General features: G+C 48.9%; 23 protein-coding genes. 17 read left to right on the forward strand and 6 right to left on the reverse strand.

Annotated elements, in window-relative coordinates:
* The first annotated feature begins 4 nt into the window (after positions 1–4).
* The 6 genes from ACXAGX_RS11165 (at position 5) to ACXAGX_RS11190 (ending at position 4,087) form a co-directional block, all read left to right on the forward strand.
* Positions 5–1,465: a mannitol dehydrogenase family protein gene (locus ACXAGX_RS11165; protein ID WP_474823750.1), complete on the forward strand. Its 1,461-nt coding sequence runs from the start codon at positions 5–7 to the stop codon at positions 1,463–1,465.
* Complete coding sequence (eda, locus tag ACXAGX_RS11170) at positions 1,465–2,103, forward strand: bifunctional 4-hydroxy-2-oxoglutarate aldolase/2-dehydro-3-deoxy-phosphogluconate aldolase (RefSeq protein WP_474838358.1); 639 nt, start codon at positions 1,465–1,467, stop codon at positions 2,101–2,103. The genes ACXAGX_RS11165 and eda overlap by 1 nt, the downstream gene beginning before the upstream one ends.
* Complete coding sequence (locus ACXAGX_RS11175; protein ID WP_474823754.1) at positions 2,100–3,017, forward strand: sugar kinase; 918 nt, start codon at positions 2,100–2,102, stop codon at positions 3,015–3,017. The genes eda and ACXAGX_RS11175 overlap by 4 nt, the downstream gene beginning before the upstream one ends.
* Positions 3,018–3,135: 118 nt before the next feature.
* On the forward strand, positions 3,136–3,363 hold the full coding sequence (vapB, locus tag ACXAGX_RS11180; protein ID WP_474823757.1) for a type II toxin-antitoxin system VapB family antitoxin: 228 nt from the start codon (positions 3,136–3,138) through the stop codon (positions 3,361–3,363).
* On the forward strand, positions 3,360–3,776 hold the full coding sequence (locus ACXAGX_RS11185) for a type II toxin-antitoxin system VapC family toxin (RefSeq protein ID WP_474838360.1): 417 nt from the start codon (positions 3,360–3,362) through the stop codon (positions 3,774–3,776). The genes vapB and ACXAGX_RS11185 overlap by 4 nt, the downstream gene beginning before the upstream one ends.
* A 101-nt stretch (positions 3,777–3,877) precedes the next feature.
* Positions 3,878–4,087 (forward strand): AbrB/MazE/SpoVT family DNA-binding domain-containing protein, encoded by a 210-nt coding sequence (locus ACXAGX_RS11190; protein WP_474838362.1) that lies wholly within the window; start codon positions 3,878–3,880, stop codon positions 4,085–4,087.
* A gap of 59 nt (positions 4,088–4,146) precedes the next feature.
* Here the strand turns inward: ACXAGX_RS11190 and ACXAGX_RS11195 are convergent, their stop codons facing one another.
* Positions 4,147–4,902 carry a rhamnogalacturonan acetylesterase gene (locus tag ACXAGX_RS11195; RefSeq protein ID WP_474838364.1) on the reverse strand — a complete coding sequence of 252 codons (756 nt, stop codon included), beginning with the start codon at positions 4,900–4,902 and terminating at the stop codon, positions 4,147–4,149.
* A gap of 63 nt (positions 4,903–4,965) precedes the next feature.
* Positions 4,966–7,707, reverse strand: a complete 2,742-nt coding sequence (locus tag ACXAGX_RS11200; protein WP_474823766.1) for a TonB-dependent receptor — start codon at positions 7,705–7,707, stop codon at positions 4,966–4,968.
* A 454-nt stretch (positions 7,708–8,161) separates the two neighbouring features.
* Between ACXAGX_RS11200 and ACXAGX_RS11205 the strand changes: the two genes are divergently transcribed.
* The 7 genes from ACXAGX_RS11205 (at position 8,162) to ACXAGX_RS11235 (ending at position 16,461) form a co-directional block, all read left to right on the forward strand.
* Entirely contained in the window at positions 8,162–9,361 is a 1,200-nt protein-coding gene (locus ACXAGX_RS11205; RefSeq protein WP_474838366.1) for a glycoside hydrolase family 88/105 protein, read from the forward strand.
* Positions 9,362–9,370: 9 nt separating this feature from the next.
* Complete coding sequence (locus tag ACXAGX_RS11210) at positions 9,371–11,098, forward strand: glycoside hydrolase family 43 protein (protein WP_474838368.1); 1,728 nt, start codon at positions 9,371–9,373, stop codon at positions 11,096–11,098.
* Between the two features lie 40 nt (positions 11,099–11,138).
* The gene (locus ACXAGX_RS11215; RefSeq protein WP_474838370.1) at positions 11,139–12,134 is read left to right on the forward strand and encodes an alpha/beta hydrolase fold domain-containing protein; all 996 of its coding nucleotides are present in this window, start codon (positions 11,139–11,141) and stop codon (positions 12,132–12,134) included.
* Positions 12,134–13,582 carry a glycoside hydrolase family 28 protein gene (locus ACXAGX_RS11220; protein WP_474838372.1) on the forward strand — a complete coding sequence of 483 codons (1,449 nt, stop codon included), beginning with the start codon at positions 12,134–12,136 and terminating at the stop codon, positions 13,580–13,582. The genes ACXAGX_RS11215 and ACXAGX_RS11220 overlap by 1 nt, the downstream gene beginning before the upstream one ends.
* On the forward strand, positions 13,575–14,705 hold the full coding sequence (locus tag ACXAGX_RS11225; protein ID WP_474838374.1) for a pectinesterase family protein: 1,131 nt from the start codon (positions 13,575–13,577) through the stop codon (positions 14,703–14,705). Before ACXAGX_RS11220 ends, ACXAGX_RS11225 begins: the two co-directional genes overlap by 8 nt.
* A gap of 143 nt (positions 14,706–14,848) precedes the next feature.
* Positions 14,849–15,133, forward strand: a complete 285-nt coding sequence (gene ppnP / locus ACXAGX_RS11230; RefSeq protein WP_474823779.1) for a pyrimidine/purine nucleoside phosphorylase — start codon at positions 14,849–14,851, stop codon at positions 15,131–15,133.
* Positions 15,134–15,234: 101 nt separating this feature from the next.
* Positions 15,235–16,461, forward strand: coding sequence for a threonine/serine exporter family protein (locus ACXAGX_RS11235; protein WP_474823781.1), 1,227 nt, complete (start codon positions 15,235–15,237; stop codon positions 16,459–16,461).
* Between the two features lie 118 nt (positions 16,462–16,579).
* Here ACXAGX_RS11235 and ACXAGX_RS11240 read toward each other — a convergent pair whose 3' ends face one another.
* Both ACXAGX_RS11240 and ACXAGX_RS11245 read right to left on the reverse strand, forming a co-directional pair.
* Positions 16,580–17,482 (reverse strand): DUF697 domain-containing protein, encoded by a 903-nt coding sequence (locus ACXAGX_RS11240; protein WP_474823783.1) that lies wholly within the window; start codon positions 17,480–17,482, stop codon positions 16,580–16,582.
* Between the two features lie 6 nt (positions 17,483–17,488).
* Positions 17,489–18,871 (reverse strand): YcjX family protein, encoded by a 1,383-nt coding sequence (locus ACXAGX_RS11245; RefSeq protein WP_474823786.1) that lies wholly within the window; start codon positions 18,869–18,871, stop codon positions 17,489–17,491.
* 284 nt (positions 18,872–19,155) lie between these two features.
* On the opposite strand from ACXAGX_RS11245, the gene ACXAGX_RS11250 reads away from it, so the two are divergent.
* The 3 genes from ACXAGX_RS11250 to ACXAGX_RS11260 all read left to right on the forward strand — a co-directional run bounded on the left by ACXAGX_RS11250 (position 19,156) and on the right by ACXAGX_RS11260 (position 22,259).
* The gene (locus ACXAGX_RS11250) at positions 19,156–20,739 is read left to right on the forward strand and encodes a hypothetical protein (protein ID WP_474838376.1); all 1,584 of its coding nucleotides are present in this window, start codon (positions 19,156–19,158) and stop codon (positions 20,737–20,739) included.
* 52 nt (positions 20,740–20,791) lie between these two features.
* Positions 20,792–20,929, forward strand: coding sequence for a hypothetical protein (locus tag ACXAGX_RS11255; protein ID WP_474838378.1), 138 nt, complete (start codon positions 20,792–20,794; stop codon positions 20,927–20,929).
* Between the two features lie 334 nt (positions 20,930–21,263).
* Complete coding sequence (locus ACXAGX_RS11260) at positions 21,264–22,259, forward strand: substrate-binding domain-containing protein (RefSeq protein WP_474838380.1); 996 nt, start codon at positions 21,264–21,266, stop codon at positions 22,257–22,259.
* Between the two features lie 46 nt (positions 22,260–22,305).
* Here the strand turns inward: ACXAGX_RS11260 and ACXAGX_RS11265 are convergent, their stop codons facing one another.
* On the reverse strand, positions 22,306–22,863 hold the full coding sequence (locus ACXAGX_RS11265; RefSeq protein WP_474823794.1) for a gluconokinase: 558 nt from the start codon (positions 22,861–22,863) through the stop codon (positions 22,306–22,308).
* Between the two features lie 127 nt (positions 22,864–22,990).
* Here ACXAGX_RS11265 and ACXAGX_RS11270 point away from each other — a divergent pair, with 127 nt between their 5' ends.
* Positions 22,991–24,373, forward strand: a complete 1,383-nt coding sequence (locus ACXAGX_RS11270) for a GntP family permease (protein WP_474838382.1) — start codon at positions 22,991–22,993, stop codon at positions 24,371–24,373.
* Here ACXAGX_RS11270 and ACXAGX_RS11275 read toward each other — a convergent pair whose 3' ends face one another.
* Positions 24,374–25,465 carry a Gfo/Idh/MocA family protein gene (locus ACXAGX_RS11275; RefSeq protein WP_474838384.1) on the reverse strand — a complete coding sequence of 364 codons (1,092 nt, stop codon included), beginning with the start codon at positions 25,463–25,465 and terminating at the stop codon, positions 24,374–24,376.
* Between the last annotated feature and the right edge of the window lie 103 nt (positions 25,466–25,568).

Consider the following 25,568-nt stretch of genomic DNA (forward strand, 5'->3'; position numbering starts at 1 on the left):
CGGAATGGCTCGTCTTAATTTTGCCACGCTGGCCGATTTACCGGCAGACGTTAAGCAACCACAGTACGATGTGAACGCCACCACCAGCGGCATTGTACATATTGGCCCGGGGGCGTTTCACCGCGCCCACCAAGCGGTGTACACCGATTTAGCCATGGCCCACGGCGGCAACTGGCGCATCGACGGTGTGTCTATGCGCAGCAAAACGCTGAAAGAAAAGCTGGCTGAACAGGATAACCTGTACGCGCTGGTCGTACTGGACAACGAGCCTTACACTCAAATCATCGGCTCCGTGAATCATGTGTTTGTGCTTGCCGACGACCGCGATGCGATTATGGCATCGCTGACTGCCCCGACCACGCACATCATTTCCACTACGATTACCGAGAAAGGCTACTGCCTGGATAATCAGGGCAATTTGGATGCGTCTCACCCTGACATCGTTCATGACAAAGATTTCCCCGAAGAGCCTGTTTCAGCCATCGGGCTGATTGTAGCAGCACTGGCGAAACGCAAAGCGACCGGTGCCGATGAAGTTACCGTGATCAGCTGCGATAATTTGTCGGACAATGGCAGCAAGCTTGGCGCCGCGGTAGTCGCGTTTGCCAAACTGCAAGACAGCGAGCTGGCTGCGTGGATTAAAGCAAATATCTGTTTCCCGAACACCATGGTAGACAGTATTACCCCGGCGACTGACGAAGCACTGGTTAGCCAAACGTCTGCGGCTCTAGGCGTTACCGATGAATGGCCAATACAACGCGAAGCTTTTACTCAATGGGTTGTGGAAGACAAATTCAGCGGCCCTCGCCCAGCATGGGAAAAGGTGGGCGTAACGTTCACTGACGACGTTCACATGTTTGAAAAAGCCAAGTTGCGTGTGCTGAACGGTACTCACTCTTCGTTAGCTTACGTGGGTTCACTGCTCGACATCGACACCGTATTCGAAGCCATTAGCAAGCCGGAAATCGAAGCGTTTATCCGCCGTTTACTGACAGAAGAAATTCTGCCAACCATTGAAGTGGGCGACAAAATGGATTTACCGGCCTACGCCGATGACATTCTGAATCGCTATCACAACCGCCATATTCGCCACATGCTGTCGCAGATTGCGTGGGATGGTTCACAGAAACTGCCTTTCCGTATTCTTAATACCGTGCGCGACCAAATAAAGGCCGGCGGCAGCATCAAACTGCTAAGCGTGCCAATTGCAGCCTGGATTTTGTTTATTGCTAAGCGTCAGCTGGCCGGCGAAACCATTACCGATCCCAAAGCTGAGCAACTGTTATCCCTGGCCGAAGCCAACAAAGGTGACGTTGAAGCGCTTACTGATGCCGTGCTGAACCTGAACGATGTATTTGCCGAGTTAACCGACAATCAGGATTTCCGCCAAGCGGTGCATGATCAAGTGAGCAAATTAGAAAACATCCGCGTTGAAAACATGGCGCAACAATTAGGAGAATTGTAATGAAAGGGATTCTGTCAGTCGTTAAAGGCACACCAATTCTTCCGATCCTACAAGCCGATACCGTAGATGAAGCATTGGATATCGCCCGTGCCGTTCAAGCCAGTGGCTTGAAAAACCTGGAAGTTGTACGTCGTACTGATGCCGCTGCCGACTGCGTTGCGGCTATCCGTGATTCTTTACCCGATATGGTAGTAGGTATGGGAACAGTACTTACACCAGAGCACGCGAAAGAAGCTGTTGATTCGGGTAGCCAGTTTTTAGTTACGCCAACATTAAGCTCCCGCTTACTCGACGGACTAATGAGTTCTGGCGTCCCGTTTATTCCCGGCACCAGCAATCCGGCCGATATCCTTATGGCCAGCGAGTACGGCTTGAAAGAGCTCAAATTCTTTCCGGCTCACCTGAGCGGCGGCGCTCCCATGCTGAAAGCACTCAGTAGCATTTTTAAAGAGATAAAATTCTGCCCTACCGGTGGGGTGTCTGGCGATAACGTAGGTGATTACCTGAAACTGAACAATGTGTTTGCTGTTGGCGGTTCATGGATGATCCCATCCAGCGATGTGAAAAGCGGAAACTGGGAAAGCATTACCCAAAAATGTAAACAGGCTATCGCCGCATTTGAAGAGTATCGCCCATGAGCAAAATCGTCATTTTTGGCGAGTGCATGGTAGAACTGGTTAACCGGGGAGCAGATACGCTGTCCAAAGGTTATGCCGGCGACACTTACAACACCGCCGTTTATCTGAAACGCTGCGCTCACGACATTTCGGTGAGCTATCTCACTGCCATCGGCGCCGACTTTCTCAGTGACGAGTTACTGTTCAAGATGGGTGAGGAAGAAATCAATACAGACCAGGTTTATCGAAGTAACGACCGCAACCTGGGCCTGTATATGGTGCGCACCGACAAGCATGGCGAACGTACTTTTGCCTATTGGCGCGCGAACTCTGCCGCAACCCAAACCATGAATCTGTTCAATGGCAGCCTGAATAATGCAGATGTATTCTACTTCAGCGGTATTTCACTGGCGATTCTGGATGACGCCCAGCGCTTAAAACTGTTCGACCTAGTTGATAGCGTGCGCGCGGCCGGCGGCAAAGTAGTCTTTGACCCCAATTACCGTCCTCGCCTATGGAAAGACCAACAAGAAGCACAGACCTGGATCGACAAAGCCTACGGTCATGCAGACATTGCCTTTCCTGGCGGCGATGATCATCTCGCGCTTTATGGTCATACCGATGTAGACGCCATTCATGCCCACGTAGCTGCATTAGGTGTCGCAGAGATCATCGTGAAAAACGGTGCAGTAGGCGTGCATATTTACCAAGGTGCAACCCATTGTATCGTTCCTGTAGAACGGGTTGAGCAGGTTGTAGATACCACCGCAGCCGGTGATGCCTTTAATGGCGGGTATTTGTCAGCGCGCTTATCTGGTAAAGATGTTACTGACTCTGCCAGCTTCGGTGCCAAAGTGGCTGCAACGGTAATTAGCTATCCCGGCGCCATTGTCGAAAAAGAAGCTTTCTACAAGCATATTGCAGCGCTCTCCTGATTGGGGGGCGTTTAATTCCCCCAAAGCTACTTCAAAAACCCGTACTTCCGTACATTGATTTATTTTCAAACAATCTCCATACTTGCATATGTCTGTCATATGTCACTTGGGGTATACCATGAAAACTGCATCTTTATTTAAAAATGGAAGAAGCCAGGCTGTGCGTCTGCCTAAAGACTTTGAATTCGATGGCATTTCAGAGGTCGAAATTATTAAGGAAGGTGACAGCGTTATACTTCGTCCGTTAAGAAAATCTTGGACGAGCTTCTCCGCCATTGATAGCGTCGATGAAGACTTTATGTCTGAAAGACCGGATGTAATTACTGAAGGTCGCGTAGTGCTATGAAACGCACCTACATGCTTGATACAAATATTTGCTCTTACATCATAAGGAAGAGGCCTGAACAAGTATTACAAGCGCTTCAGGCCCACGTACAAAACAAAGACAGAATCGTTATTTCTGCTATTACATATTCTGAATTAATGTTCGGCAGCATTGGTAAAAAAGCCTCCCCTAAACTTCCTGCTGTCATTTCAGAATTCATGGAAAGAATTGACGCGGTGGTCCCGTGGGATAAAGATGCTGTTGATGCAACAACACGAATTAAAAAGGAGCTTGCAAAAGCTGGTACGCCGATTAGTTCAAACGACGCTGCTATAGCCGGGAATGCCTTAGCCATAAACTGCACTATAGTTACGAACAATGTTAGCGAATTTAATCGTGTCAGTGGTTTGCAAGTTGAGAACTGGACCCACTAATTTAACTAAGGTGGCTTTATCTCTATTTTCACCCGCCTTCCTTGACTTCCCCACACTGTCTACTACTTTTTCCTATATACACATCACCACCCGAGCGGAACATGGACAAATCAGCGTTATATAAAGTAGGCGACAATCAATTTGTGCGCCTACCAAAAGGATTCAGATTCAAGGCTGTTCTTGATTTAGATATCAAGGTTGAGGGTAATGAGGTCACCATTAATCCGGTGACACAGTCGTGGATGAGCCTGAGTGATGTAGAGAAAGGTGAAGCCGACTTCATTGTGAACCAGGATATGATTGCACAATAACGTCGCCCTCTTTGCTATTCAAATCACTGCCGTCGGGGAACGCGTCCGGGTCTTCCGGATTACAGCGTTTCCCGATATACATATTTAGCCAGCGGATGCGCTTTCGCTTTTAAATCCTTAATGAAAAATTGCGCTACCCATGCAGCCCCCAGGGTATTTAAATGGGTGTCGTCACTTTTACCATCCGGATAGCGGGTGTAAATGCCAGGTGGGATACGTAAGAAAAATTTCACCGTTGCTTCATCGCCTGCTTCCTGCAGATAATCACAGGTAAACTTGTTCATATCAAAGAAGGTTACGTTTTCTTCTTTGGCCACTTCTCGCGCCGCATTCACATAATCGGTCATGGTGTAGCGCACATCGCCATTTTCTTCAAAATAGCGACGGCAGATAGAGCTGGCAATCATCGGTGTAGCGCCTTTATCACGCACATCCTTGATGTAGCGATGCAGATACGCAGGGTAGTCTTTTTCTGCCGAGGCATAGCGAGCAGGATCTTCTTTTTTCTGATCGTTGTGACCAAACTGAATAAGCACATAGTCGCCCTCTTTCATCTCGGACAACGCCTTGCCCCAGCGGCCTTCATCGATGAAACGTTTGGTGCTGCGGCCGTTGGCCGCATGATTCAGAATTTCCAGTTCCTGCGACATAAAGCCCGGCAGCGCCATGCCCCAGCCGCGCTCCGGATAGTACAGGTTGGGTTTCACCGACATGGTGGAATCGCCGATAAGGTGCAAGGTGGTACGGGTAGGATCTTGTGCACTGGCCGCGAATGACGTAGCGGCGATTAGCAGGGAAAGCATTAGTTTTTTCATTGCGAATCCTTTTTTATAAAAAAAGGCCATCATCGCTGATGGCCTAAGACACACTACACTCTGTTACATTCTGTAGCTCACACCCAGGAAGAACTGGCGACCTGTGGCCTGACTGTTGATGATGCGCATTGCATTAGCATCGATGTACTCATCAATGGTTTCATCCGTTAAGTTAATTCCTTCCAGAGTGAATTTCAGGTTCTCTGAGTATTTATAACTGGTTGAGAAATCGATATAAGTGGTGGCATCCATAACACGCCATTTACGCTCGTCGGTGCTGCTCAGGTTAGTATAAAACTCACCACGGTAGGCTGCTGACACGCGGGCGCTGAACACTTCATCTTCCCAGTACAAGGTGAAGTTTGCAGATTCATCAGACTGGCCGGTTAGCGGGCCTACACGACCTTCACCGTAAGTGACCTCTGAATCCACCAGCGTGAGGTTAGCCAGCACACCAAACTTCTGCATCCATTCAGGACCTGGTAGGAACGTAAGTGGCTGCTGGTACTGAATTTCGAAACCATTCAGATCCCCCCCTTCACCATTCACGGTGCGGCGCACCTCAAACGTTTCATCAATCACGTTGTCCAGTTCTGCACCCAGCAGTGAATCTGGCAGACCTGTTTCCGCCCAACTCACTTGCACAGTTTCAGTGGTAGGCAGTGATTCAATATCTTTCTGGAAATACGCTACCGAGAACAGCGCGCCCTCATCGAAGTACCATTCAACCGCCAGGTCTGTTGCATCCGCACGGAAAGGCTCGATGTAAGGGTTGCCGTAAGACACGCGGTAATCACCAAAAATCGACACGCTGCCGCCCGGGCTCAGGGTACCCAGATTCGGACGTGACATCACTTTTGCCCAGCTTGCGCGCAGAATTAACTCATCTGTCATTTCCAGCGCCAGGTTAACCGATGGCAGGGTGTCAGAGTAATCATGCTCAACGGTAACTTCTTCGGTACCGTTCACAATACCGGTTGATTCAAGATCGGTTTTTACATGACGAACACCGGCATTACCGCGCAGAATTTTGCCGCCCACTTCAGTGTTAAAGTCGGCCTGCACGTAATAACCCAGCGACTGTTCCGTTACCGAACGGGTATCGCCCGGACGCACATTGTAAGGCCAGCAGCCGCTGTTAACGAAGTCGCTGATGCTGGCGCCATCCGCCATGAAGAAGCTCTGGCCACCAAAAGACACCACACCACCGTCTGCATCGGTTACCACGTTACTGATACCACAAGCAGAATTGTCTACAGTGCCGTCAGAACCATCCACTGAAGCAAATGAAGCGTCAGCACGCACACCTTCGATTTCGTAGCCATATTCACGCCATGTTACACCGCCGCTTACCGTCAGTTCGTCGGTCAGGATATATTCCAAATCGCCGCGCACTGTATCGGTTGACGTTTCCGCGTCATAGATACGGTCACGGAATTCAGACACTTCCCAGTTAGCCGGATCCGTTGTGTCAAAGCTATAGCCGATGGTGGGGTTCAGCATATCGGAGAAGTCGTACGTGACCGCAGAGCTTGCTTCAGCATACTCAAGCGTTTTACGTTCGTCGTTGTCACTGAAATGCTCGTAAATCACCGTAGTTTCACGGTTATCCAATACAGATTTAGACGAACCAGCCAGCAGTGACATTTTCAGCGCATCTGTAAAGTGGTGATCAATGCTCACACTGAACTGAGTGAATTCCGATTCCCAGTCTGCCTGGAAGAACTCAGAACGTACATCCACATCAGCAATAGTGGCGGCATACATGGTGTTGTTGCCGTCAATTTGATAAGCCGTTACGTCAGACTGCTGTACGCCTGTTGCACCGGTACGGGCCAGCGAGATAGCTTCCATGAAAGGCTCATCGCGATGGGCGTCGATATTTGCATACAATGCATCAACAGAAATAATCGTGTTTTCAGAGGGGGCGAACTGGACAGCTGCGGTTAAACCTAAGCGGTCCTGATCGTGGGTTTTATCGGCAAAGCGCGGGAAGCGCGGGTGCCATGCGCTGCTCACTGCGGCAACATCTGCATCACTGGTACAGGCCGAACAGGCACCAAAGGTGTCGTCTTCCCAGCGCCCGGTATCAGAGCCCGCGTTGTTTACATTACGGTTTGAGAATGACGCAGAGAACAGTACGCCGAAGTTATCATCTTCGTTTGTCCAGGAACCAAGGGCAGACATACGCGGCGTAAGCTCTTGTGACTGATCATTATAAGCGCCCTGAGCATTCACGGCCACTACATTATCCTGAAAATCAAAGGGACGGCCGGTGCGCAATGCGACGGTGGCACCTAGCGACCCCTCATCAAGCTCTGCTGAGGTGGTTTTATAAACACTAAGCTGGTTAAAAAGTTCAGAAGCAAATACGTTGAAGTCGAAACCACGGCTGGTACGCACACCACCGGTACCGGCAGCCAGCGATTGCGCCTGCATGCCATTCAACTGTACTCGGGTAAAAGTAGAGTTCAGGCCACGAACGGTAATTTCCCGACCCTCGCCCGCTTCACGGGTAACGGCTACGCCCGGAATACGTTGCAGCGCTTCGGCCAGGTTTTGATCAGGGAAGTCGGCAATGTCTTCAGCAAGAATAGTATCAACCGAGCCGGCAGAAGACTGTTTCAACGACAGAGCTTTCGATAAGCTATCTGCATAGCTGCTGGCGCGAACTGAAATGACTTCGATATCGTCGGTAGCAGTGTTAGATGTAGTTTCCTGTGCTTGTACGGCCATAGATGTAATACAAGCTGCTGTAACTGCTAAGCTAAGTGGCGCTTTTTTGAAACCTTTGGCAAAGTTCATGAGTGTTCCTCACGGATAATTCTTCGTTACTATCTCACTACACCTTGATGTGTAGCCCGAATCCTCTCAGCCACTTTGGTTGACATTTACATCGCCACCGGTGGCTTTTATTTTTCCTGCAAAGCCGCGTTAGATACAGAGGTCTGCTTTACAATTGTTTTACATGCTAGATCCAATTGCTACCGGTGGCAATAGTTTTTATTGAAAAATTGTAAACACCGTCACAATTTATACTAAAGTCTGATAAATCCGTTGATTTCAATTAATTTTATTCAACTGTGGTGTTATTTTCTATTACTGAAAAATTCGCTACAGCGTACGTTTCTAAAGGCCTTGAGGCTTTTTTGTTATATTGTTCTGCGTAAATATAACAACTTGACAACATCTAACCCCTGAAGCATTATGCTACCGGTAGCACATAAAGTATTTAATTTGTTAATTTTGGAGAGTTCCAATGCGTAAGTTCTTTAGTTCCGTATTGCTCGCGGCGGCCACCCTAAGCGCGCCAGTTTCAGCCCTCGCTACCGATAGCGCAGCCTATCTGGACAATACTCAACCCTGGTCTGTGCGCATGGCCGAATCGGAAATGGTGCGCTTCCCCGAAGCATGGATGATTGATTGGGATGAAAAACCTCAATGGGACTACGTGCACGGTCTTAACCTGCTGGCATTTTCCAAACTCTACGAACAATCTGGCGAGCAAAAATACCTCGACTACATCAAGGCCTACTACGACCGCTTTGTAAATGAAGACGGTACCATCAACACCTACGTACGCAGCAAATTCAACATCGACATGGTTAACCCGGGCAAAGTGTTATTCTTCCTGTACGACCAAACCGGTGACAAAAAATACAAGCTGGCCGCCGACACCCTGCGCGACCAGTTAAACGACCATCCGCGTACTAGCGAAGGCGGCTTCTGGCACAAGAAACGCTACCCGTCACAAATGTGGTTGGATGGCCTGTACATGGGCGCCCCTTTTTACGCTGAATACATCATGCGCTATGGCGATCCGAAAGAACTGGATGATGTTTATAAGCAATTTGAGTTAATTGAAAAGCACCTGTACGCAAAGAATACCGGCCTGCCCCGTCACGGCTGGGATGAATCTCGCGATCAAAAATGGGCCGATAACGATACAGGCCTGTCGCCGAATCACTGGTCACGGGCTTTAGGCTGGTACGCCATGGCCGTTGTTGACGTATTGGAAGTGGTACCGAGTCAGAGCGAAAAACGAGAGTGGCTGGTTTCGCGCTTCAAGAACTTTGTCGATCACGCTGTAAAGTATCAGGATGAAACCGGGGCTTGGTATCAAGTCACTGATTTAGGCGACAAAGAAGGAAATTATTTGGAAGGTTCCGGTACCGCCATGCTCACCTACGCTATAGCTAAAGGTGTTAACATGAATGTGTTGCCGAAAGACTATACCACCTACGCGAAGAAGGGTTTTGCAGGTATTGAAGACCAAATGATTTCAGTTGACCCAACCAACAACGTGATCAGCTTCGAACAAATTTGTGCCGTTGCCGGTTTAGGAGGCAACCCTTACCGAGATGGTTCATTCGAGTATTACATGAGTGAACCCGTTCGCGCCAACGATGCAAAAGGTGTGGGCCCGTTTATCCTCGCTGCACTTGAACTGAATAAGTAAGGAGCGGCTATGCGGTTACGTCATGTAGTGCGTCCCTTATTGCTTTGTAGTTTCGTGGGGGTTGCCACATCCTCCGTAGCACTGGCTGCAACAGTAGCCAGTGAAAGCCACTCGGCTGCCGACGAGCGCCTGTGGATCAGCGATTTGCAGAACGGGAACTATAAGAACCCCATTTTGCACATCGACTACTCTGATCCAGACGTGGTGGCGGTAGATGGAAACTACTACATGACCGCATCCAGCTTTAATGCCGCACCGGGCTTACCGGTGCTGCACTCTACCGATTTAGTCAACTGGACACTCATCAACTACGCCCTGCCTAAACAAATACCACTTGATGTATTTGCTAAACCTCAACATGGGAATGGTGTATGGGCACCGAACATTCGTTTTCATGATGGGAAATTCTGGATATTTTACCCTGACCCTGATTTTGGGATTTATGTGGTTACCGCCGACGATCCGGCCGGTGAATGGAGCGAACCCAAACGCATTCTGGCAGGTAAAGGCCTTATCGACCCTACTCCACTTTGGGATGACGACGGCAAAGCGTATTTGCTCCACGGTTGGGCTAAGAGTCGTGCCGGGTTTAATAACGTGCTGAGTCTGCGGGAAATGGCGCCAGACACTTCTTGGGTAGGCGAAGACTATACCCACGTGGTAGACGGTAACGCCATTGAAGGCTACCGCACCCTAGAAGGCCCTAAGTTCTATAAGCGTAACGGCTACTATTACATTTTCGCCCCGGCCGGCGGTGTGGAAACTGGCTGGCAGTCGGTTTTCCGTTCTGACAACATCGCCGGCCCTTATTCTGTGCGCACAGTGATGGATCAGGGAAACACGCTGATCAACGGCCCCCACCAGGGAAGCTGGGTGCACACCAATAAAAATGAAGACTGGTTTATTCATTTTCAATCTCGCAAAGCGTATGGACGCATTGTGCATCTACAACCCATGCAGTGGCAGAATGGTTGGCCAGTTATCGGTACCGATTCAGACGGAGATGGCGTTGGGGAACCGGTATATCGCTACACTAAACCCGCTACGGATAGGCCCGGCGACCTAAAGCCGCAACCCACCAGTGATGATTTCTCCGGCGAGCTGGGCATTCAGTGGCAGTGGAATGCGAATCCGCAAAGTGACTGGTATCACATCGATACCTATACCAGCCGCCTTACCCTTACCGCACAACCAAAAATCAGAGACACCGGCGACAACCTTTGGATGACACCGTCGTTATTGCTACAGAAACTGCCAGCACAAACCTATGAGGTGCGAAGCAGCTTTATTCTACAGGACCCCGAACTACAGGCCGAAGGTGGCTTATTGCTGTTCGGTGAAGATTACGCCTGGATTGGCGTGAAGCCGATGACGAATTATAAACAGGAAACGGAAACGCACCTGGTATATGTACAGTGTAAAAACGCCCGCACTGGCTGTGATGAATCGGTTCACGACTATGGCCCTGTTAATGCATCGTCACTGGAATTACGTTACATAATGACCGACGATGCCACTGCCATTTTTAGCTACCGAACCAATGAAAAACAAAGATTTACCGTGGTTGGCGAGCAGTTTAAAGCGCGTCGAGGCCGGTGGGTCGGTGCAAAAACCGGTTTGTTCAGTGTGTCTGCAGATGCCGACAACAACGCGTCTGCCGGTGTGCAAATGAAGGCCCAAAGCAAGCGGGCATCGCTAGTGGTAGATGACTTTCAGTTTATACCAAGACGGAGATAACAGGTTCATGCTCCCCGTTATGTTTAACCATAAATCAATAATGCGAACAGCTAAGCTTGTGGCCTTACTCAGCACCAGTGGGCTGTTTACAACAGCCGTGCAGGCAAAAGACTACCCTGTAGACGACAGCTACAGCGTATCCCAGCGTTTCTATGCCTACCGCGATAAGCATCCAGAGCTCGTTGAGCCTGTACTTATCTTCACCGAAGGCCAGAAAGTGCTGTTCGACCGCCGCTATAAAGTGGCCGATGATCGGGAGCTGCATCTCGATGTATTCCAGCCCGCTGCAGACAAAGCCAATCAACAGGCCATTATGTTGATTCATGGCGGTGGTTGGCGTTCAGGTAATAAGAGTCACTTTTACGCCATGGCCAATTTGCTGGCTCAGCGTGGTTATGTGGTATTTACCCCGGAGTATCGGCTATCAATGGAAGCCCAATATCCCGCGGGCCTCAACGATATTAACGATGCGATTATCTATGTAAAAGCACATGCTGCCGCCTTTGGCTTCAACCCGAGCAAGCTTGCTATTGGTGGCGGCTCCTCTGGTGGCCACATGGCCGGACTGATTGGCAACACGGCCAATACAACACTGTTTAAGGGTGAAACTCCAGACGCGGACACCCGCGTACACGCTGTCGTCGACCTTGACGGCGTACTGGATTTCACCCACCCATTAGCCCTTGCCAACGAAAATAAGCGCAAGGACAAATCCGCGGCCGGTATGTGGTTTGGCGGCGCGTATGAAGATACGCAAGCCAAATGGGAAGAGGCTTCTACGGCAAAACATATCGATGCAGAGTCGCCGCCCATGCTGATCATCAGTAGCGGCCAGATGCGCTTTACTGCCGGTAAAGACGAGGTACTGCAAAAGCTCAAAGCGGCAGGTATCGCCAGCGAACATTTTCAGTACGACAATAACATTCATACATTTTGGCTGTTCGAGCCCTACCTTAGCGAAACGGTAACCCGTATGGACCATTTTTTGCGTAACATAGCGAACACCAATGCAACACATTCCTCGGGAGTAAACTAATGGGATTTCAACCATCACGACGCGCTTTACTTAAACTTGCAGGCAGCAGCGCAGCAGGCGCAGGCATACTCGGACTCGGCGGTTGTGCCAGTACCGTCAGCCAGCCCATCGTTGGCGGAGATTTCGACTGGAATGAAGACGCGCGCGCTATCCGCAAACGTATTGTTGCACCAACGTTCCCATCCCTTCATGTGCGCATTACCGATTATGGCGCGCAAGCAGGCAGCGACAACGATTCAACCCAAGCCATTGCCAGCGCAATCAAAGACGTGGCGTCTAAAGGCGGCGGTACGGTAGAAGTACCCGCAGGTGAATTTTATACCGGCCCGGTACACCTTAAATCCAACATCAATTTTCATATAGCCAAAGACGCAGTGCTGCATTTCATTCCTGAACCGCAGCGCTACAAGCCTTACGTGTTTACCCGTTGGGAAGGCACGGAGCTTATGGGCTACTCTCCACTTATTTACGCCTTTGAAGAAACTAACGTGGCGATTACCGGTGAAGGCACCCTGGAAGGCGGCGGCAGTGTAGATAACTGGTGGCCGTGGAAAGGCAAATGGAAAGATGCCACCTGGGGCGACCATCCAGTGGCAAACCAGAAATACACCCGAGATGTGCTGCGTCAGATGGCAGAAGATGAAGTACCTGTAAGCGAGCGCACGTTCGAAGAAAACTATCTGCGTCCGCCCTTCATTCAGCCTTATCGCTGTGAAAACGTATTAATTTCTGGTGTGACCATTCGTAATTCTCCGTTCTGGTTGGTGAATCCGGTGCTATGTACCAATGTGACCGTGCGTGACATCTACTGCCACAGCTACGGCCCCAACTCAGACGGTTGCGACCCTGAAGCTTGTACCGATGTATTGATCGAAAACTGTACCTTCGACACTGGCGATGACTGCATTGCGATTAAATCAGGCCGTAACGCCGATGGTCGCCGCGTGGGCAAAGCCTGTGAGAACATTCTAATCAACAACTGCACCATGGAGGCCGGTCACGGCGGCGTGGTGATTGGCAGTGAGATTTCCGGTGGCGTGCGCAACCTTTATGCGCAAAATTGTGAAATGAGCAGCCCGGATCTCGACCGTGCTATCCGCATCAAAACCAACTCTATTCGTGGTGGGCACCTGAAGAACCTGAACTATCGTCAGCTCCGGGTTGGGCAGGTTAAAGATGCCGTGGTGATTAACTTCTACTATGAAGAAGGCGACGTGGGTAACTTCACGCCGAAACTGGAAGATATCACCATCGAGAACTTGTATGTACAACATGCTCAACGGGCTTTTGTGCTGCGCGGTTATGATCATACGCCTATCACGGGCGTATCTCTTAAAAATCTTATCTTCCAGAAGGTTGATAAAAAATCTGTAATTGAGAATATAGACAATATCTCTCAACAGAATATTAGAGTTAACGGCAAGACCGTGGAGTTACCCGATGTCTAAAATGTGTAGTTTGTTAATGGTGCTATTACTGGCTGTAGCCGGATGCAGTGAGCAGAAGTCCACCCATTTTCTACCAGAAAATGTCGAGGCTAATGCCATCGTCGCTAACACTGCCATTGACGACACACATTTTTCTTCTATTCAGGCGGCGGTAGACGCCGCCCCGGAAACAGGTGGCTGGACCATTGCCATTACACCGGGTGAATATTACGAACGGGTGGTAATAGACAAACCTGACATCACCCTCATTGGTGCGGGTAAAGCCAACACGAAAATTGTATTTGACCGTTACGCCGGTAAAGCCGTTTCCCGCGACAGCGAAGAGACCTGGGGCACCTTCCGTAGCGCAACGGTGGAAATAAACCGCCCACGGGTACACATCGCCCATCTCACCATTGAAAACAGTTTTGATTTTCTCGATCAAGACGCGAAAGCCAAAGACGATCCTGCCAGAGTAAGCGGCATGCAAGCCGTGGCACTGCGAATTGGCGAATATACTGATCAAACCGTGGTAGAAGATGTCGCGTTGCTCGGGTATCAGGATACGCTTTACGTACAGGGTGGACGCAGCTATATCAAAGGTGGCGAGATTCGCGGCAATGTAGACTTCATTTTTGGGAACGGGAATGCGTATTTCGATAGTGTTGATATTTATTCCCGTCCTCGCGGCAAAGACATGGACATCACAGGCTTCGTTACCGCCCCCAGCACGTTAATTTCAGACACCTTCGGATTAACCTTTGTAAACTGCAAACTGCTGCGTGAAGAAGGCGTACCAGATAATTCTGTGCCTTTAGGTCGTCCCTGGCATCCAACCACCACGTTTGCCGATGGACGCTATGCAAACCCGTTTGCTAAAGGTAAAGCCGTGTTTATCGACACTTGGATGGACGCACACATCACCCAGGACGGCTGGGCCACCATGGGCGGCTCGACTAAAGAGGGCGGTAGAAAAGAATTCAGCCCGTACACTGAAGCGCGCTTTGCCGAGTTCAACAGCAGCGGTGAAGGTGCATTCACCAATGACAAACGCCCGCAACTCACGTCAGACAAGGCAGAATTGCATTCTATGTTCAACATCCTGAATGGATGGACGCCACAACTTACCGGTACGAATGATTAATCGGCGTTTTTCATTCGCCTTATATCGTTTAAATCTGATTAAGCAGAATTCGATAGCGACTTAAGTCGCTATTGGGTAGATGTAGAGGATGCACTCAGGCACACTGTGACCCTTAACGATTTATAGAACTACAAGGAACTCACATGTCATTAAGTGTAAACAGCTACTTCGACGATAACGTTAAATCCATCGCTTTCGAATCAGCAAACGGCCCGTGTACCTCTGGCGTAATGCTGCCAGGTGAGTACGTATTTAGTACGTCAAAAGACGAGCTGATGAAAGTGGTTGAAGGTGAGCTGGTAGTTAAACTTCCTGGTTCAGACGAATTTCAGTCTTTCAAAACCGGCACCGAATTCAATGTTGCAGCGAACGAATCTTTTGATGTGAAGGTGAGTGTGACAACAGCTTATCTTTGTTTTTATAGCTGATTTTTTATCAGGGCGTATCAATCTCGTTGATACGCAGTTATGATTTCTATGCTGTAGCCTACAATTTAGTAGGCTTTATTTTTAACGCATGGAATATTCTTTTGCACACTGCCGAATTCATCCAGAAACGTCGATTTATCGTCCGTCTTGGAAAAATGTTGCACAAGTACGGAACCCCTTCATTTCGTCTTGAAGCTTATCTTCTGGAGGTCGCTTCCTATCTCGGTGTACGCGCATCCATTATTGCCACCCCTACGTCACTCACCTTTGTAATCTGGTCTGATGGCCACGAGGATGAATATACTCACGCGGCACGCCTACAGCCTGGCGAGCTTGATCTAAATTCACTCTCTCATGTAGATGGGCTTGCCAGTGAACTGTTGGCAGGCGATGTTTCTTTAACAGAAGCTGATCGGCTATTGTCTGAAATAGATGCCATGCCCTCGCCCTACGGGAAGTGGATAACAGGCTGTTCCTTTACACTGTCTACCGGCGCTTTTGCCATGCTAATGGGTGCGAGCTGGCCGGAAATTGGCTGGTCCGGTCTTTTAGGGTTACTGTCTTATGTTTGGTATTTGTGGGCACTGCGTTCAAAACGAGTGAACATGATGCTGGAGCCCATGACCAGCTTTATGGCGGGTATTGCGGCCAGCGCGATTGGGCGCTATATCGACCCTGGCATTAATATTCCACTCATCGTGCTCTCATCGGTAATCGTACTGGTGCCTGGTCTTGCACTTACGATGGGCTTATCTGAACTCGCTTCCAGAAACATGGTATCGGGTACTGCCAGGGTGATGGATGCACTAATGCAATTGTTTAAGCTGTATTTCGGCGCCTTCCTTGGGGTTACTGTTGGATTTTCTCTGTTTGGTGAAAACATCTATGTGCCAGCAGAGTCATTACCAGAATGGGGAACCTGGCTTGCGGTATTCCTGCTAAGCCTTTCCCTCGTTGCTATTTTCCGTACACGACCAAAACATATTCCGTGGGGAGTCGCCGCCGCTTTCATCGCTTACGGTGCGTCAGTATGGAGTGCCGATTTTATGGGTGCAGGCATGAATACCTTCGTGGGTGCATTCGCGCTGGGTGTATTCGCTAACCTTTTTACCCGCATCGCGCGTCAGCCTCACACGATCGTTGGTATGCACGGCTTAATCGTGCTGGTACCGGGCTCTAAAACCTATATCGGATTGAATTCCTTTATTTCGGGGCAGGATTTTGTGGCAGCAGAGCATGTGGGTCAGGAAGTGTTTTTGATTTTTATGTCGCTGATTGCAGGTTTGATATTTGCGAATGTTGTCGCGCCGACGAAAAAAGCATTGTGAACGAAGTAATTTTCAAATAAAAAACCCGTGTACAAACTCAAATCGAGCTGACACGGGTAAAGGTCTGAAAGATGAGCCAATCAGACCTGAGGGACTGTTGCTAGCGCACGCGAAAATGCTAACGCAGTAACTTAATCAATGTGCGTCCTAAACGTACATTCAACGCACCGGCTGCTACCGCTTCAGCAGAATTCTCCGCGACCCTTGCCGCCAGCGAACCGCCAATTTGGTTAGCCAGTTCGTCGGTGGCAATATCAAACAGACTTTGTGCTGCCAGATTTTGTGCAAGTACTTTGAATAAGCGCCAACTGCCTGCCGTGCCGGGGCGTAACCCGAACACTCGGGCAATGCGGCGGATGGTACGAAAGCTTATCCACGAAATGGCCAGCGTCTGAATAAGGTGGTTTGGGCTGATAAATGCCAGACTGCCACTGGTAACGGACTCTTTTCGTAAGATCTCTTCTGCCTTTTTTGTTACCGGCACCGCCACCATGCTTTCATACAACCCCACCACATCGGCGGCATTCATCTCAGCGTGCAGTGCTTGCTGGAACTGTTTGTAGCTTCGGGCGGCGAAGCTGTCTTTACCGAATCTGCTCGCATGAGAATGGATAGTCTTTAACACCGCAGGTTTGTCATCGACCTGTTTTAGCGTGGGTAAATCCAGTGGCACGTCAATGTAGGCTTCCACGGCTCTAAAACCGCGCCACTCTCCAGCGATAAGCGCAAGCAGAGCCAGCACAAACGCACCGAGTAGCGATCCTAAAGCGACGGAGCTAATAGGATGATCGGCAAAATTTGTCGCGATAGATTGAATGGCATCGAACACCATAAAACCCACGAACGTGAGGCCACCTAAAATGGCAGTGATCACTTTTAACGAAAGGCCACGCTGTCCGTCGACATCCCACTCTGTGGTGTCCAGCTTTGCTGGCATATTCTGACTGGGAGCAGACTGCTCCAGCGGCGTTTCTATAATTCGCGAACGGTATTGCGGCGCTTCATAATCGGTATCACTCATGGTGCTTTACCCATTTCTATGTAAAAGAAATTGCAGTAACTTATCCAGTCCACGGCCATTTAGCATGCGTGGCAAATAGTCAGCTGGAACGGGTGGCTTAAGTGCAGGATAATGTTCATCTGCCGACATGCCTTTAATGGCATCAGGTACCGGCTCGAACTGCACTTCCACATACTGCTTATGTTCGTTGGTATAACGCAGCGACGCAGGCTTACTGCCTTCGTCGGTAACCTGCATGGCTGACACTAAAAAATGTTCAAAATCCACACCATCCCGAGCGAGTTTTGCCGTGGCGCCGCCAGAGACATCTTTCAACAAACTCAGTAAATGCTGCTTTTCAGATTCCGGTACTAAATCGGTTTTTGTTGCCACAAAAGCCACCCGACCAATTTCATTCTTACGCAGCACGTGTTTGCTGAACCAGTCAGGTTCGCCATATACAAACACATCTGCCAAATGACTCAACGTTTCTTTCAGTTGCGCCAAATGTTGCTTGCTATGATTTAAACCCTCGAACAAATCGATAAGAATGATTTGCCGGTCGGCCTCGCGAAAGGTGCTTTTGCGCAGTGGCTGTAACCATTCTTTCTGGAACAGAGTGAAGTTTCGGGTAAAAGCTTTCGTCCAGGGGTGGGTAATATCGCTGGTAATTTTGGCCGGTAAGGGTGTAAAGCCACTTTCCCCCCAATTAAATCCACTGCCGTCGAGCAAAAAGCTACCGGGCTGCAACATCGCAATACCCGCTTTCTTCGCGTTGAGAAGATATTCTCTGTAACCCTCAGTAAGGGTCTGCATGGCTTCGGGCGTTGGCTCGGCATCAAAATCCACACTTTCCAGCAATGCATGCCACGCTTTGGCGTAGAATCGCTGTGGATCGGTCATCTGCTGTGCCAGCGCCGAATCGGACCACTGGGCATACTCGCGCCCTAGCATGGGCAAATCTGTGATCCACTCGCCGGGATAATCAATAAACTCGAACACCACGTGAGTGTGTGGGAACAAATAGCGCTTCAGTTGATGAGTTTGCTTTAAACGCACCACCATTTTGAACCCGTACACATTTTCTGTGGGACTTGGCCAATTACCTGCTTCAAGGGAGGCGGTGTGCTCGTCGATGGGAAACAAAGGGAAATTGTCGATAGGTTCCAGCCACATGCTGTCGACCAATTCCATGGGCAGGTACTTGAGTAGCGGCAGACACTGGTACTGCTGTTCACTGCGATACTTAAGAATAGTCATCAGGCTGGTAAACAGCATAGATTTACCACTGCGGCTCAGGCCGGTGATAGTGAAGCGATGATGCTCGCGGGTAAACCAGTCCCCCGCCGAGTTCATGCTCTCAAGCAACGGCTCTAAGGGTGACAACACATTCTTAAGAAAACTCTTCATTCATACCTGTATCGGTTGTGTACTCACGGTGTCTTACCATGATATGGGGATAGCAGGTGAATTTAAAAGCGATTGTCACATTTGGATACAAATCCGAACTGCACTTTCAGTCAGTTTTAGTTAACCACGGTTCAGCTCACTATTATTAACCTCTAATCAAACTCTAATGAGCTGGCTAGCGTCACCATTACTGCGTACAAGAGCATTGACGGTAATTGTGTTACTCAATTGTATAACTGTTTGATATTTAGAATACTCATGGTTTTTAAGGATGGAATTTTGCAATGGAAAGCAATACAAGTATCAGAAACGCATTGAGGCATAAATGGCAGCGGGCCCGTTCACCGATTTTCATTGGCCTAATGATTTCAGTGCTTGGTATTCTTCTAGTGTCAGCATTTTATTTCAGCCTCTTCCAATTGGCGCTGAGATACCAGAATGGCTTTACCGGTGCTGAAGACTTCTTTATTTTCATATTTGCTCAAGTATGTCTGTTATTTGCTGCCAGGCTTACTATGTCCGCTATTAAGCACAACTCGAGACTCACCAGTGCTCTTGCAGACGCACTAACCCTGCAATTATCCGTAGGCCTGTTAACTATGATTGGCCTTATCACATCTATTCAAGCTACTTCTTTTCATGAAGAACTTACTGCCTTAAATGAATTACGCCACATTGCGGCTAACAGCAGAACAGATAGCTCACCAACCCTTGCCGCTAATACTGAAAATGATTCTGGTAACATTGAACAGGAAGCACGGCCCCCTGTAGCAATCTCATTTGAAACATTAGTTGGAACCGCTATAACATTCAGCTTGTTTACCGCTCTGGTTTCACATGCATTTGCCTACCGGCTGAGGGAGCGTGGTAGCGCGGCAACCATAGAGAAAAAACAAGACAGATTATTAGACGCGTTGCAATCGTTTGTACATCCCAAATTCGCTGATGATCTGGATAAATGTTATGAGCACATTCTTCCCCTGGCAACAAAACTCGAAAAGCAAGCTGGTGCCAAAGTCACTGAATTCAAGAAACTCGCTTCTTTAGAGGAACTAGATCAAAACGCTTTAGATGAAATCGAAAAAGAATTTGGCGACATACGCAAGGAACTTGAAGACGCACTGAGAACACTTGCGATTGGAGTAGGTGGCCTGGCAAGAAATTTTAATATAGCCGACCATAATGTTTCGTATCGCGCCAATATTCTTTATATGGTTTCGCCAAATGAAAAAGACATGCTGATTGCAGCTTTAAAGAACGATATTGAGAAAACACCCAGATTTTCCGGGCCAGTTCCGAAGCCCTCGACATATCTTGTCAACAGTAAACAACTGAATGTAACTGTTCCTGCGAACACTGATTTTAAAGTAAATTCCGTTGATAGTTTAGATACAGATACAAAAAATTTCTTGCTGCCGGCGTTTTACATGAATGACGATAATTCAAAAATAGATTGCAATATGATTGGCGCTCCAATGGCAGCAGGTACGCAGATACAGCAGTTTATACCTGACACGCATCAGGCTATAAAAAGCGCAACTTACCTACCCGGCACTTTGCAAAAGGAAGGGCTCAAGTACTTTACCAACGTTTCAAAAACCCGGTCTATTGTGTCTTTGCCAATAATGTCGAATCACTACACAGATAATCATCCTACAGAGACATTGCGGGGTGTACTTAATATTTACTGTGACAAACCCGGTATGTTCAGAAGTAACGATGAACATTTTAAGTTATTCGTGCAACTTGTGCGCCCGTTAACAAGACAAGGAGCTACCTTACTAAGAGCTTATAATTCGATGGTTCATTTACGAGGCGATGCGCTGAAACCACTTAGCAAGAGTATGCGCAAAATTCAATCACCGTAGCGCTTTCCAGAAATTTGTTGTACTATTTTCAAACTTTCTCAGGAGATTAATCATGGAATCATTACTAGACGCGCTCGACATGCACGAAGATGTAGAACGTCGTGCACTGCTTGATGATTTTCGGCAAGACATTGCTGAAGCAGCCCAAAAAATCGATTTTTCAGAGCTGAATAAACAGTACTCAGAGTAGTCTAAGCCCGGTATGTCTGCATTTTAGAGACGAAATATTGTTTAGGGAGAATATGCCTGGTGTGATTGGTTTGACTGGTTTGATGCTCAAACTCTTGAGAATTTTATGGATGACAAGGGGCAACCTACAACACAGAAACGTGAGAATTTTTAGTATTTGAATACATTCGAGAGTTCGAATAGCTTCGCCAGTACTTTTATTCATATATAACTTTGTCAAAGCACGATTCAATTTCTTTTCCAAATAGAAATATATTTCCTCCCCAAGTATCATTTCATCCATTCAATGTTACATGTAACATTACCCTCATAATATAAGCCTGATTGAGAATTTTATGCCTGCCAGACGCCCCACATTGCAGGATATTGCCGACATTGTTGGCGTTACCAAAATGACGGTAAGCCGTTATCTGCGCGCGCCTGATTCGGTGGCGACGGCAACGGGCGAGAAAATCGCGGCAGCGCTTGAAACATCAGGCTACATTCGTAACCGTGTTCCGGCCATTCTGTCGAAATCCTCCAGTAAAACTTTAGGGATTATTATTCCCTCGCTGTCGAACCAGGTATTTGCCGATTTAGTGCAAGGAGTAGAAACCACAACTGCCCAGCACGGTTACGATACGCTGATTGCTCACACTGGCTACAGCGCTGAAGTAGAGCAAGATAAGATAGACATGATGCTGTCGTATCAGGTAGACGGGCTTATTCTTACCGAAAGCGGTCACACTGCCCGTACGCTACAAATGCTGAAGCAGGCTGCGATTCCTGTGGTAGAAACCATGGAAGTACCATCATCTCCGGTGGATATGGCGGTAGGCCTCGACCACGAGCAGGCCGGTTATGATGTGGTGAACAGAATACTAGCCAGCGGTAAACAACACCCGGTTTACCTGGCTGCACGGATGGATACCCGCACCATGCTGCGTCAGCGCGGTTATGAAAAGGCCATGGTGGAAGCGGGCAAAACGCCAGTGACGGTATCTACCTCTGAACATTCGAGCTTTACCTTGGGCTCAGAATTACTCGCCCGTGCGCTGGCTAACTATCCGAAAACGGATGCCGTATTCTGCACCAACGACGACGTAGCTATAGGCGTAATGCTGTATTGCCAGCAAAACAAACTCCGTATTCCAGACGATTTGGCGGTAGTCGGCTACAACGCACTGAATATTGGTGCCGCAATGACACCGCCACTTACCAGTGTGATCACGCCCCGTGACAAGATGGGCGAGCAGGCAGCATCACTCATCATGACGGTGTTACAAGGGGAAACGCCAAAGGAAACGGTGATTACGCTACCTCACAGCCTTACGCCTGGAAGAACACTTTAGTAAAAGTAAGTACTCACTTCGACACTTTCACAAATTCCAATGCCACTTAGGAGTTAGCTACGCTTACGCCTCGTTCACGGAGCAAACCGATCACCCGCTCTACAATCGCATCGGGCGCGGTATCGATGGTTACAGTGAGAACGTCGTGCTCGTTGATACCAGGCCGTTCAAGCGCAGCAAATTGGCTATCAAGCATGTCAGGTTTCATGAAATGCCCCGCTCTGGTAGCCATGCGGTCGAGGATCACGTGTTTAGGACCGTCTAAAAATACAAACAGTAAGTTTTGGTTATCTTCACGAATTTTGTCTCGATAGCGCTTTTTCAGCGCCGAACATACAATGACACCTTTGCGGCTACGTTGCTCTAAGTTGTACACCGCATCGTTGATACGCGTTAACCAAGGAGCACGGTCGTCATCGTTGAGAGGCTCGCCTTTCGCCATTTTCTGCACATTGGCTCTAGGGTGCAAATCGTCACCATCAATGAAAGTCGCAGATAACGCTGATGCCAACATTTCGCCCACTGTACTTTTACCTGAGCCGCTCACGCCCATCACTACAATGGAAAACCCGGATGATTTCAGTGTTTTGCTCGATTCGCTCATACCGACTTTTGCTCCGCAATTGACATTTCGGTGTTAAAAATTTGTTTACCTTTGGCGGTGAACAGGTAACATGTTACCGGTAACTTAAAGAGTTGTGAATAACGAATTACATAAAAGAGAGTTCACGATGGATGCAACTATGGTTTCAAACCCGACTCACCTACTGCTCACTGGTTTAGGTGCGGTGATATTGCTCGTCATTTTAATTATCCGCCTGCGTGTACATGCGTTCGTAGCACTTATCCTGGTAAGTGTACTTACTGCAGCTATAGCGGGTATTGCGAGTGAGGACATTGTGCCGGTAATGATTGGTGGCTTTGGCGGCACACTGGCGTCGGTGGCATTGCTGGTTGGCTTGGGCTGCATGATAGGTAAGTTACTGGAAGTCACAGGTGGCGCCCAAGTGTTAGCCGACGGCCTGATAAACCGTTTTGGGAAGAAACGCGCGCCCTTTGCCATTGGTGTTGCGTCTTTACTGTTTGGCTTTCCGATTTTCTTTGATGCCGGACTCATTGTGATGTTTCCCATTCTGCTGAGTGTTGCTGCACGGTTCGGCGGCTCTACCATTAAATATGCCTTTCCGGCAGCCGGTGCGTTTGCCGTGATGCACGCCTTTGTACCACCTCACCCCGGCCCGGTAGCCGCAGCTGATTTACTGGGCGCGAACATTGGTTTACTGCTGTTTATTGGCTTGGTGATAGCTATTCCTACCTGGTATCTCGGCGCTTATCTATTTGCATTGTATGCGGGTGAAAAAACCGTGCTGCCGCTGCCAGAGATGTTTAAGAATATTAATTCTCAGGCAGGTGACTCGTTTCAGAGAACTCCACCCTCTTTCGCCACAGTACTGCTGGTGCTGCTGACCCCGGTTCTGCTGATATTCATGGATACCGGTTTAAACACTCTGCAGGTATCCGGTGTGATTAATGGTGACCAGACCTGGGTTCACATTCTGCGCACGCTGGGTAAGACACCGATTGCGCTGCTTATCACCCTTTTGTTGTGTTTGGCGCTATTCACAAAAAGTCTGGGCAAGGAAAACGTGGAAAAGCTGTGCGGTGATTCGCTGGCGCCCATTTGCAGCGTGATTCTGGTTACCGGTGCCGGCGGCATGTTCGGTGGTGTACTGCGCAGCAGCGGCATTGGTGAGGCGCTGGCAGACCTGCTTCAGGATACCGGCTTACCGGTAATCGTCGCGGCGTTTGTGATTTCTACCTGTTTACGAGTAGCTCAAGGTTCTGCCACGGTGGCACTCACCACCACTGCGGCGCTAATGGCCCCGATAGTAGCAGCAACGCCAGGCCTCTCAGAGGCAGATTACTGCTTTATCGTCATCGCCATCGCTGGTGGTGCAACGGTACTCTCACACTTTAACGACTCTGGCTTCTGGCTGGTTTCCCGTTTGCTGGATATGGACGAGACAACCACCCTCAAAACCTGGACAGTAATGGAAACTTTACTGGGCACCATCGCGTTTATCTTCGCCGGGTTGCTGAGTATGGTGTTTTGATTAACCTAATGAGACTGCTTTCCCGGTGAGAGCGGCCTCAAAAATCGCATTCACAATGCGGATATCTTTCAAGCCTTCTTCTCCGGGTACCGCGACTGACCGGTTCTGGAGAATGGCCAATGCATCATTATCCATCTGCAGTGTTTGCTGCTTGCCATCGATAGGCGGGAAGGTTTTGCCATCACTGGTGGTTCCGGTTACGCCGCTATAGCTCTGCATGGGTTTAAGCTGATACCAGCCATTCTCGCAGTTCGCTTTGAAGTGATTAAAACCTTTCACCACGCTGGTACCGCAATCGGCTTTCAGGCCATTACCAAAATCCATGGTGAACATGGTGGTTTCGTCCACTTCGGTAAATCGCTCGGGATACATTTTCTCTGGATGGTAGGCCGTAACAGAAAGTGGTTCTCTGCCAGTTAGAAACCGGGCGCCGTTAATGGCATACACGCCCATGTCGTAAAGCGCCCCGCCGCCCATGGCTTTTTTCATGCGCCAGTTGTCTGCCTCGCGCCCCTGCCCGGCGTAACCGGAAAAGCTTTCTATGCTCTGTATATTGCCGTAAGGCTTCAACGTTAAATAATCCTGGAAGCGGCCGGTATTAGGTTCGTGCTGCATGCGGTAACCAATCGCCAGTTTCACGTTATTCTTGCTGCAGGCATCAATAATTGCCTGGCATTCAGCTTCATCCATGGCCATGGGCTTTTCGCACCACACGTGTTTACCGGTATTCGCCGCTTTCACAGCAAAATCTTTGTGCGTACTCGGGGGCGTGACCACGTAAATCACATCAATGTCATCGTTGTTGGCGATAGCATCCATGGTGTCGTAGGTATATACGTTGCTGTCTTTGATGCCGTACTTTTGCTGCCACTGCGGGATTTTGCTTTCGGTACCGGTGATGATACCGCGCAGTTCGCAGTGTTCGGTCATCTGCAGGGAAGGGGCAAGCTGAGTACCGCTGTAATTGCCTAGCCCAAGTAACGCAACGCCAATTTTCTTGCCGGGCGAGCGGGCAAACACAGTGGGTGAGCTGGCGATAAGTAAACCGGAACCGGTCAACTGGATAAAGCGACGACGGGTTAACGCAGACATAGCAAACTCCCTTTAGTGTTCACAAAGTGTACATTACATGAAGGTTGTACGTTTTGTTAACAATTGGAGTTCATGGCGCAGCAGAGATAATTTCAGGATACGC

Source organism: Alteromonas sp. ABV4_515 (genome assembly GCF_056160345.1).

What these genes read in the sequence shown, in the direction of transcription:
- ACXAGX_RS11190 (WP_474838362.1), top strand. Translation starts at nt 3,878, where the DNA reads ATGGACAAATCAGCGTTATATAAAGTAGGCGACAATCAATTTGTGCGC.
- vapB (WP_474823757.1), top strand. Translation starts at nt 3,136, where the DNA reads ATGAAAACTGCATCTTTATTTAAAAATGGAAGAAGCCAGGCTGTGCGT.
- ppnP (WP_474823779.1), top strand. Translation starts at nt 14,849, where the DNA reads ATGTCATTAAGTGTAAACAGCTACTTCGACGATAACGTTAAATCCATC.
- ACXAGX_RS11270 (WP_474838382.1), top strand. Translation starts at nt 22,991, where the DNA reads ATGGATGCAACTATGGTTTCAAACCCGACTCACCTACTGCTCACTGGT.
- ACXAGX_RS11205 (WP_474838366.1), top strand. Translation starts at nt 8,162, where the DNA reads ATGCGTAAGTTCTTTAGTTCCGTATTGCTCGCGGCGGCCACCCTAAGC.
- eda (WP_474838358.1), top strand. Translation starts at nt 1,465, where the DNA reads ATGAAAGGGATTCTGTCAGTCGTTAAAGGCACACCAATTCTTCCGATC.
- ACXAGX_RS11185 (WP_474838360.1), top strand. Translation starts at nt 3,360, where the DNA reads ATGAAACGCACCTACATGCTTGATACAAATATTTGCTCTTACATCATA.
- ACXAGX_RS11200 (WP_474823766.1), bottom strand. Translation starts at nt 7,707, where the DNA reads ATGAACTTTGCCAAAGGTTTCAAAAAAGCGCCACTTAGCTTAGCAGTT.
- ACXAGX_RS11225 (WP_474838374.1), top strand. Translation starts at nt 13,575, where the DNA reads ATGTCTAAAATGTGTAGTTTGTTAATGGTGCTATTACTGGCTGTAGCC.
- ACXAGX_RS11195 (WP_474838364.1), bottom strand. Translation starts at nt 4,902, where the DNA reads ATGAAAAAACTAATGCTTTCCCTGCTAATCGCCGCTACGTCATTCGCG.
- ACXAGX_RS11260 (WP_474838380.1), top strand. Translation starts at nt 21,264, where the DNA reads ATGCCTGCCAGACGCCCCACATTGCAGGATATTGCCGACATTGTTGGC.
- ACXAGX_RS11265 (WP_474823794.1), bottom strand. Translation starts at nt 22,863, where the DNA reads ATGAGCGAATCGAGCAAAACACTGAAATCATCCGGGTTTTCCATTGTA.
- ACXAGX_RS11210 (WP_474838368.1), top strand. Translation starts at nt 9,371, where the DNA reads ATGCGGTTACGTCATGTAGTGCGTCCCTTATTGCTTTGTAGTTTCGTG.
- ACXAGX_RS11250 (WP_474838376.1), top strand. Translation starts at nt 19,156, where the DNA reads ATGGAAAGCAATACAAGTATCAGAAACGCATTGAGGCATAAATGGCAG.
- ACXAGX_RS11165 (WP_474823750.1), top strand. Translation starts at nt 5, where the DNA reads ATGGCTCGTCTTAATTTTGCCACGCTGGCCGATTTACCGGCAGACGTT.
- ACXAGX_RS11255 (WP_474838378.1), top strand. Translation starts at nt 20,792, where the DNA reads ATGGAATCATTACTAGACGCGCTCGACATGCACGAAGATGTAGAACGT.
- ACXAGX_RS11215 (WP_474838370.1), top strand. Translation starts at nt 11,139, where the DNA reads ATGCGAACAGCTAAGCTTGTGGCCTTACTCAGCACCAGTGGGCTGTTT.
- ACXAGX_RS11240 (WP_474823783.1), bottom strand. Translation starts at nt 17,482, where the DNA reads ATGAGTGATACCGATTATGAAGCGCCGCAATACCGTTCGCGAATTATA.
- ACXAGX_RS11175 (WP_474823754.1), top strand. Translation starts at nt 2,100, where the DNA reads ATGAGCAAAATCGTCATTTTTGGCGAGTGCATGGTAGAACTGGTTAAC.
- ACXAGX_RS11245 (WP_474823786.1), bottom strand. Translation starts at nt 18,871, where the DNA reads ATGAAGAGTTTTCTTAAGAATGTGTTGTCACCCTTAGAGCCGTTGCTT.
- ACXAGX_RS11275 (WP_474838384.1), bottom strand. Translation starts at nt 25,465, where the DNA reads ATGTCTGCGTTAACCCGTCGTCGCTTTATCCAGTTGACCGGTTCCGGT.
- ACXAGX_RS11220 (WP_474838372.1), top strand. Translation starts at nt 12,134, where the DNA reads ATGGGATTTCAACCATCACGACGCGCTTTACTTAAACTTGCAGGCAGC.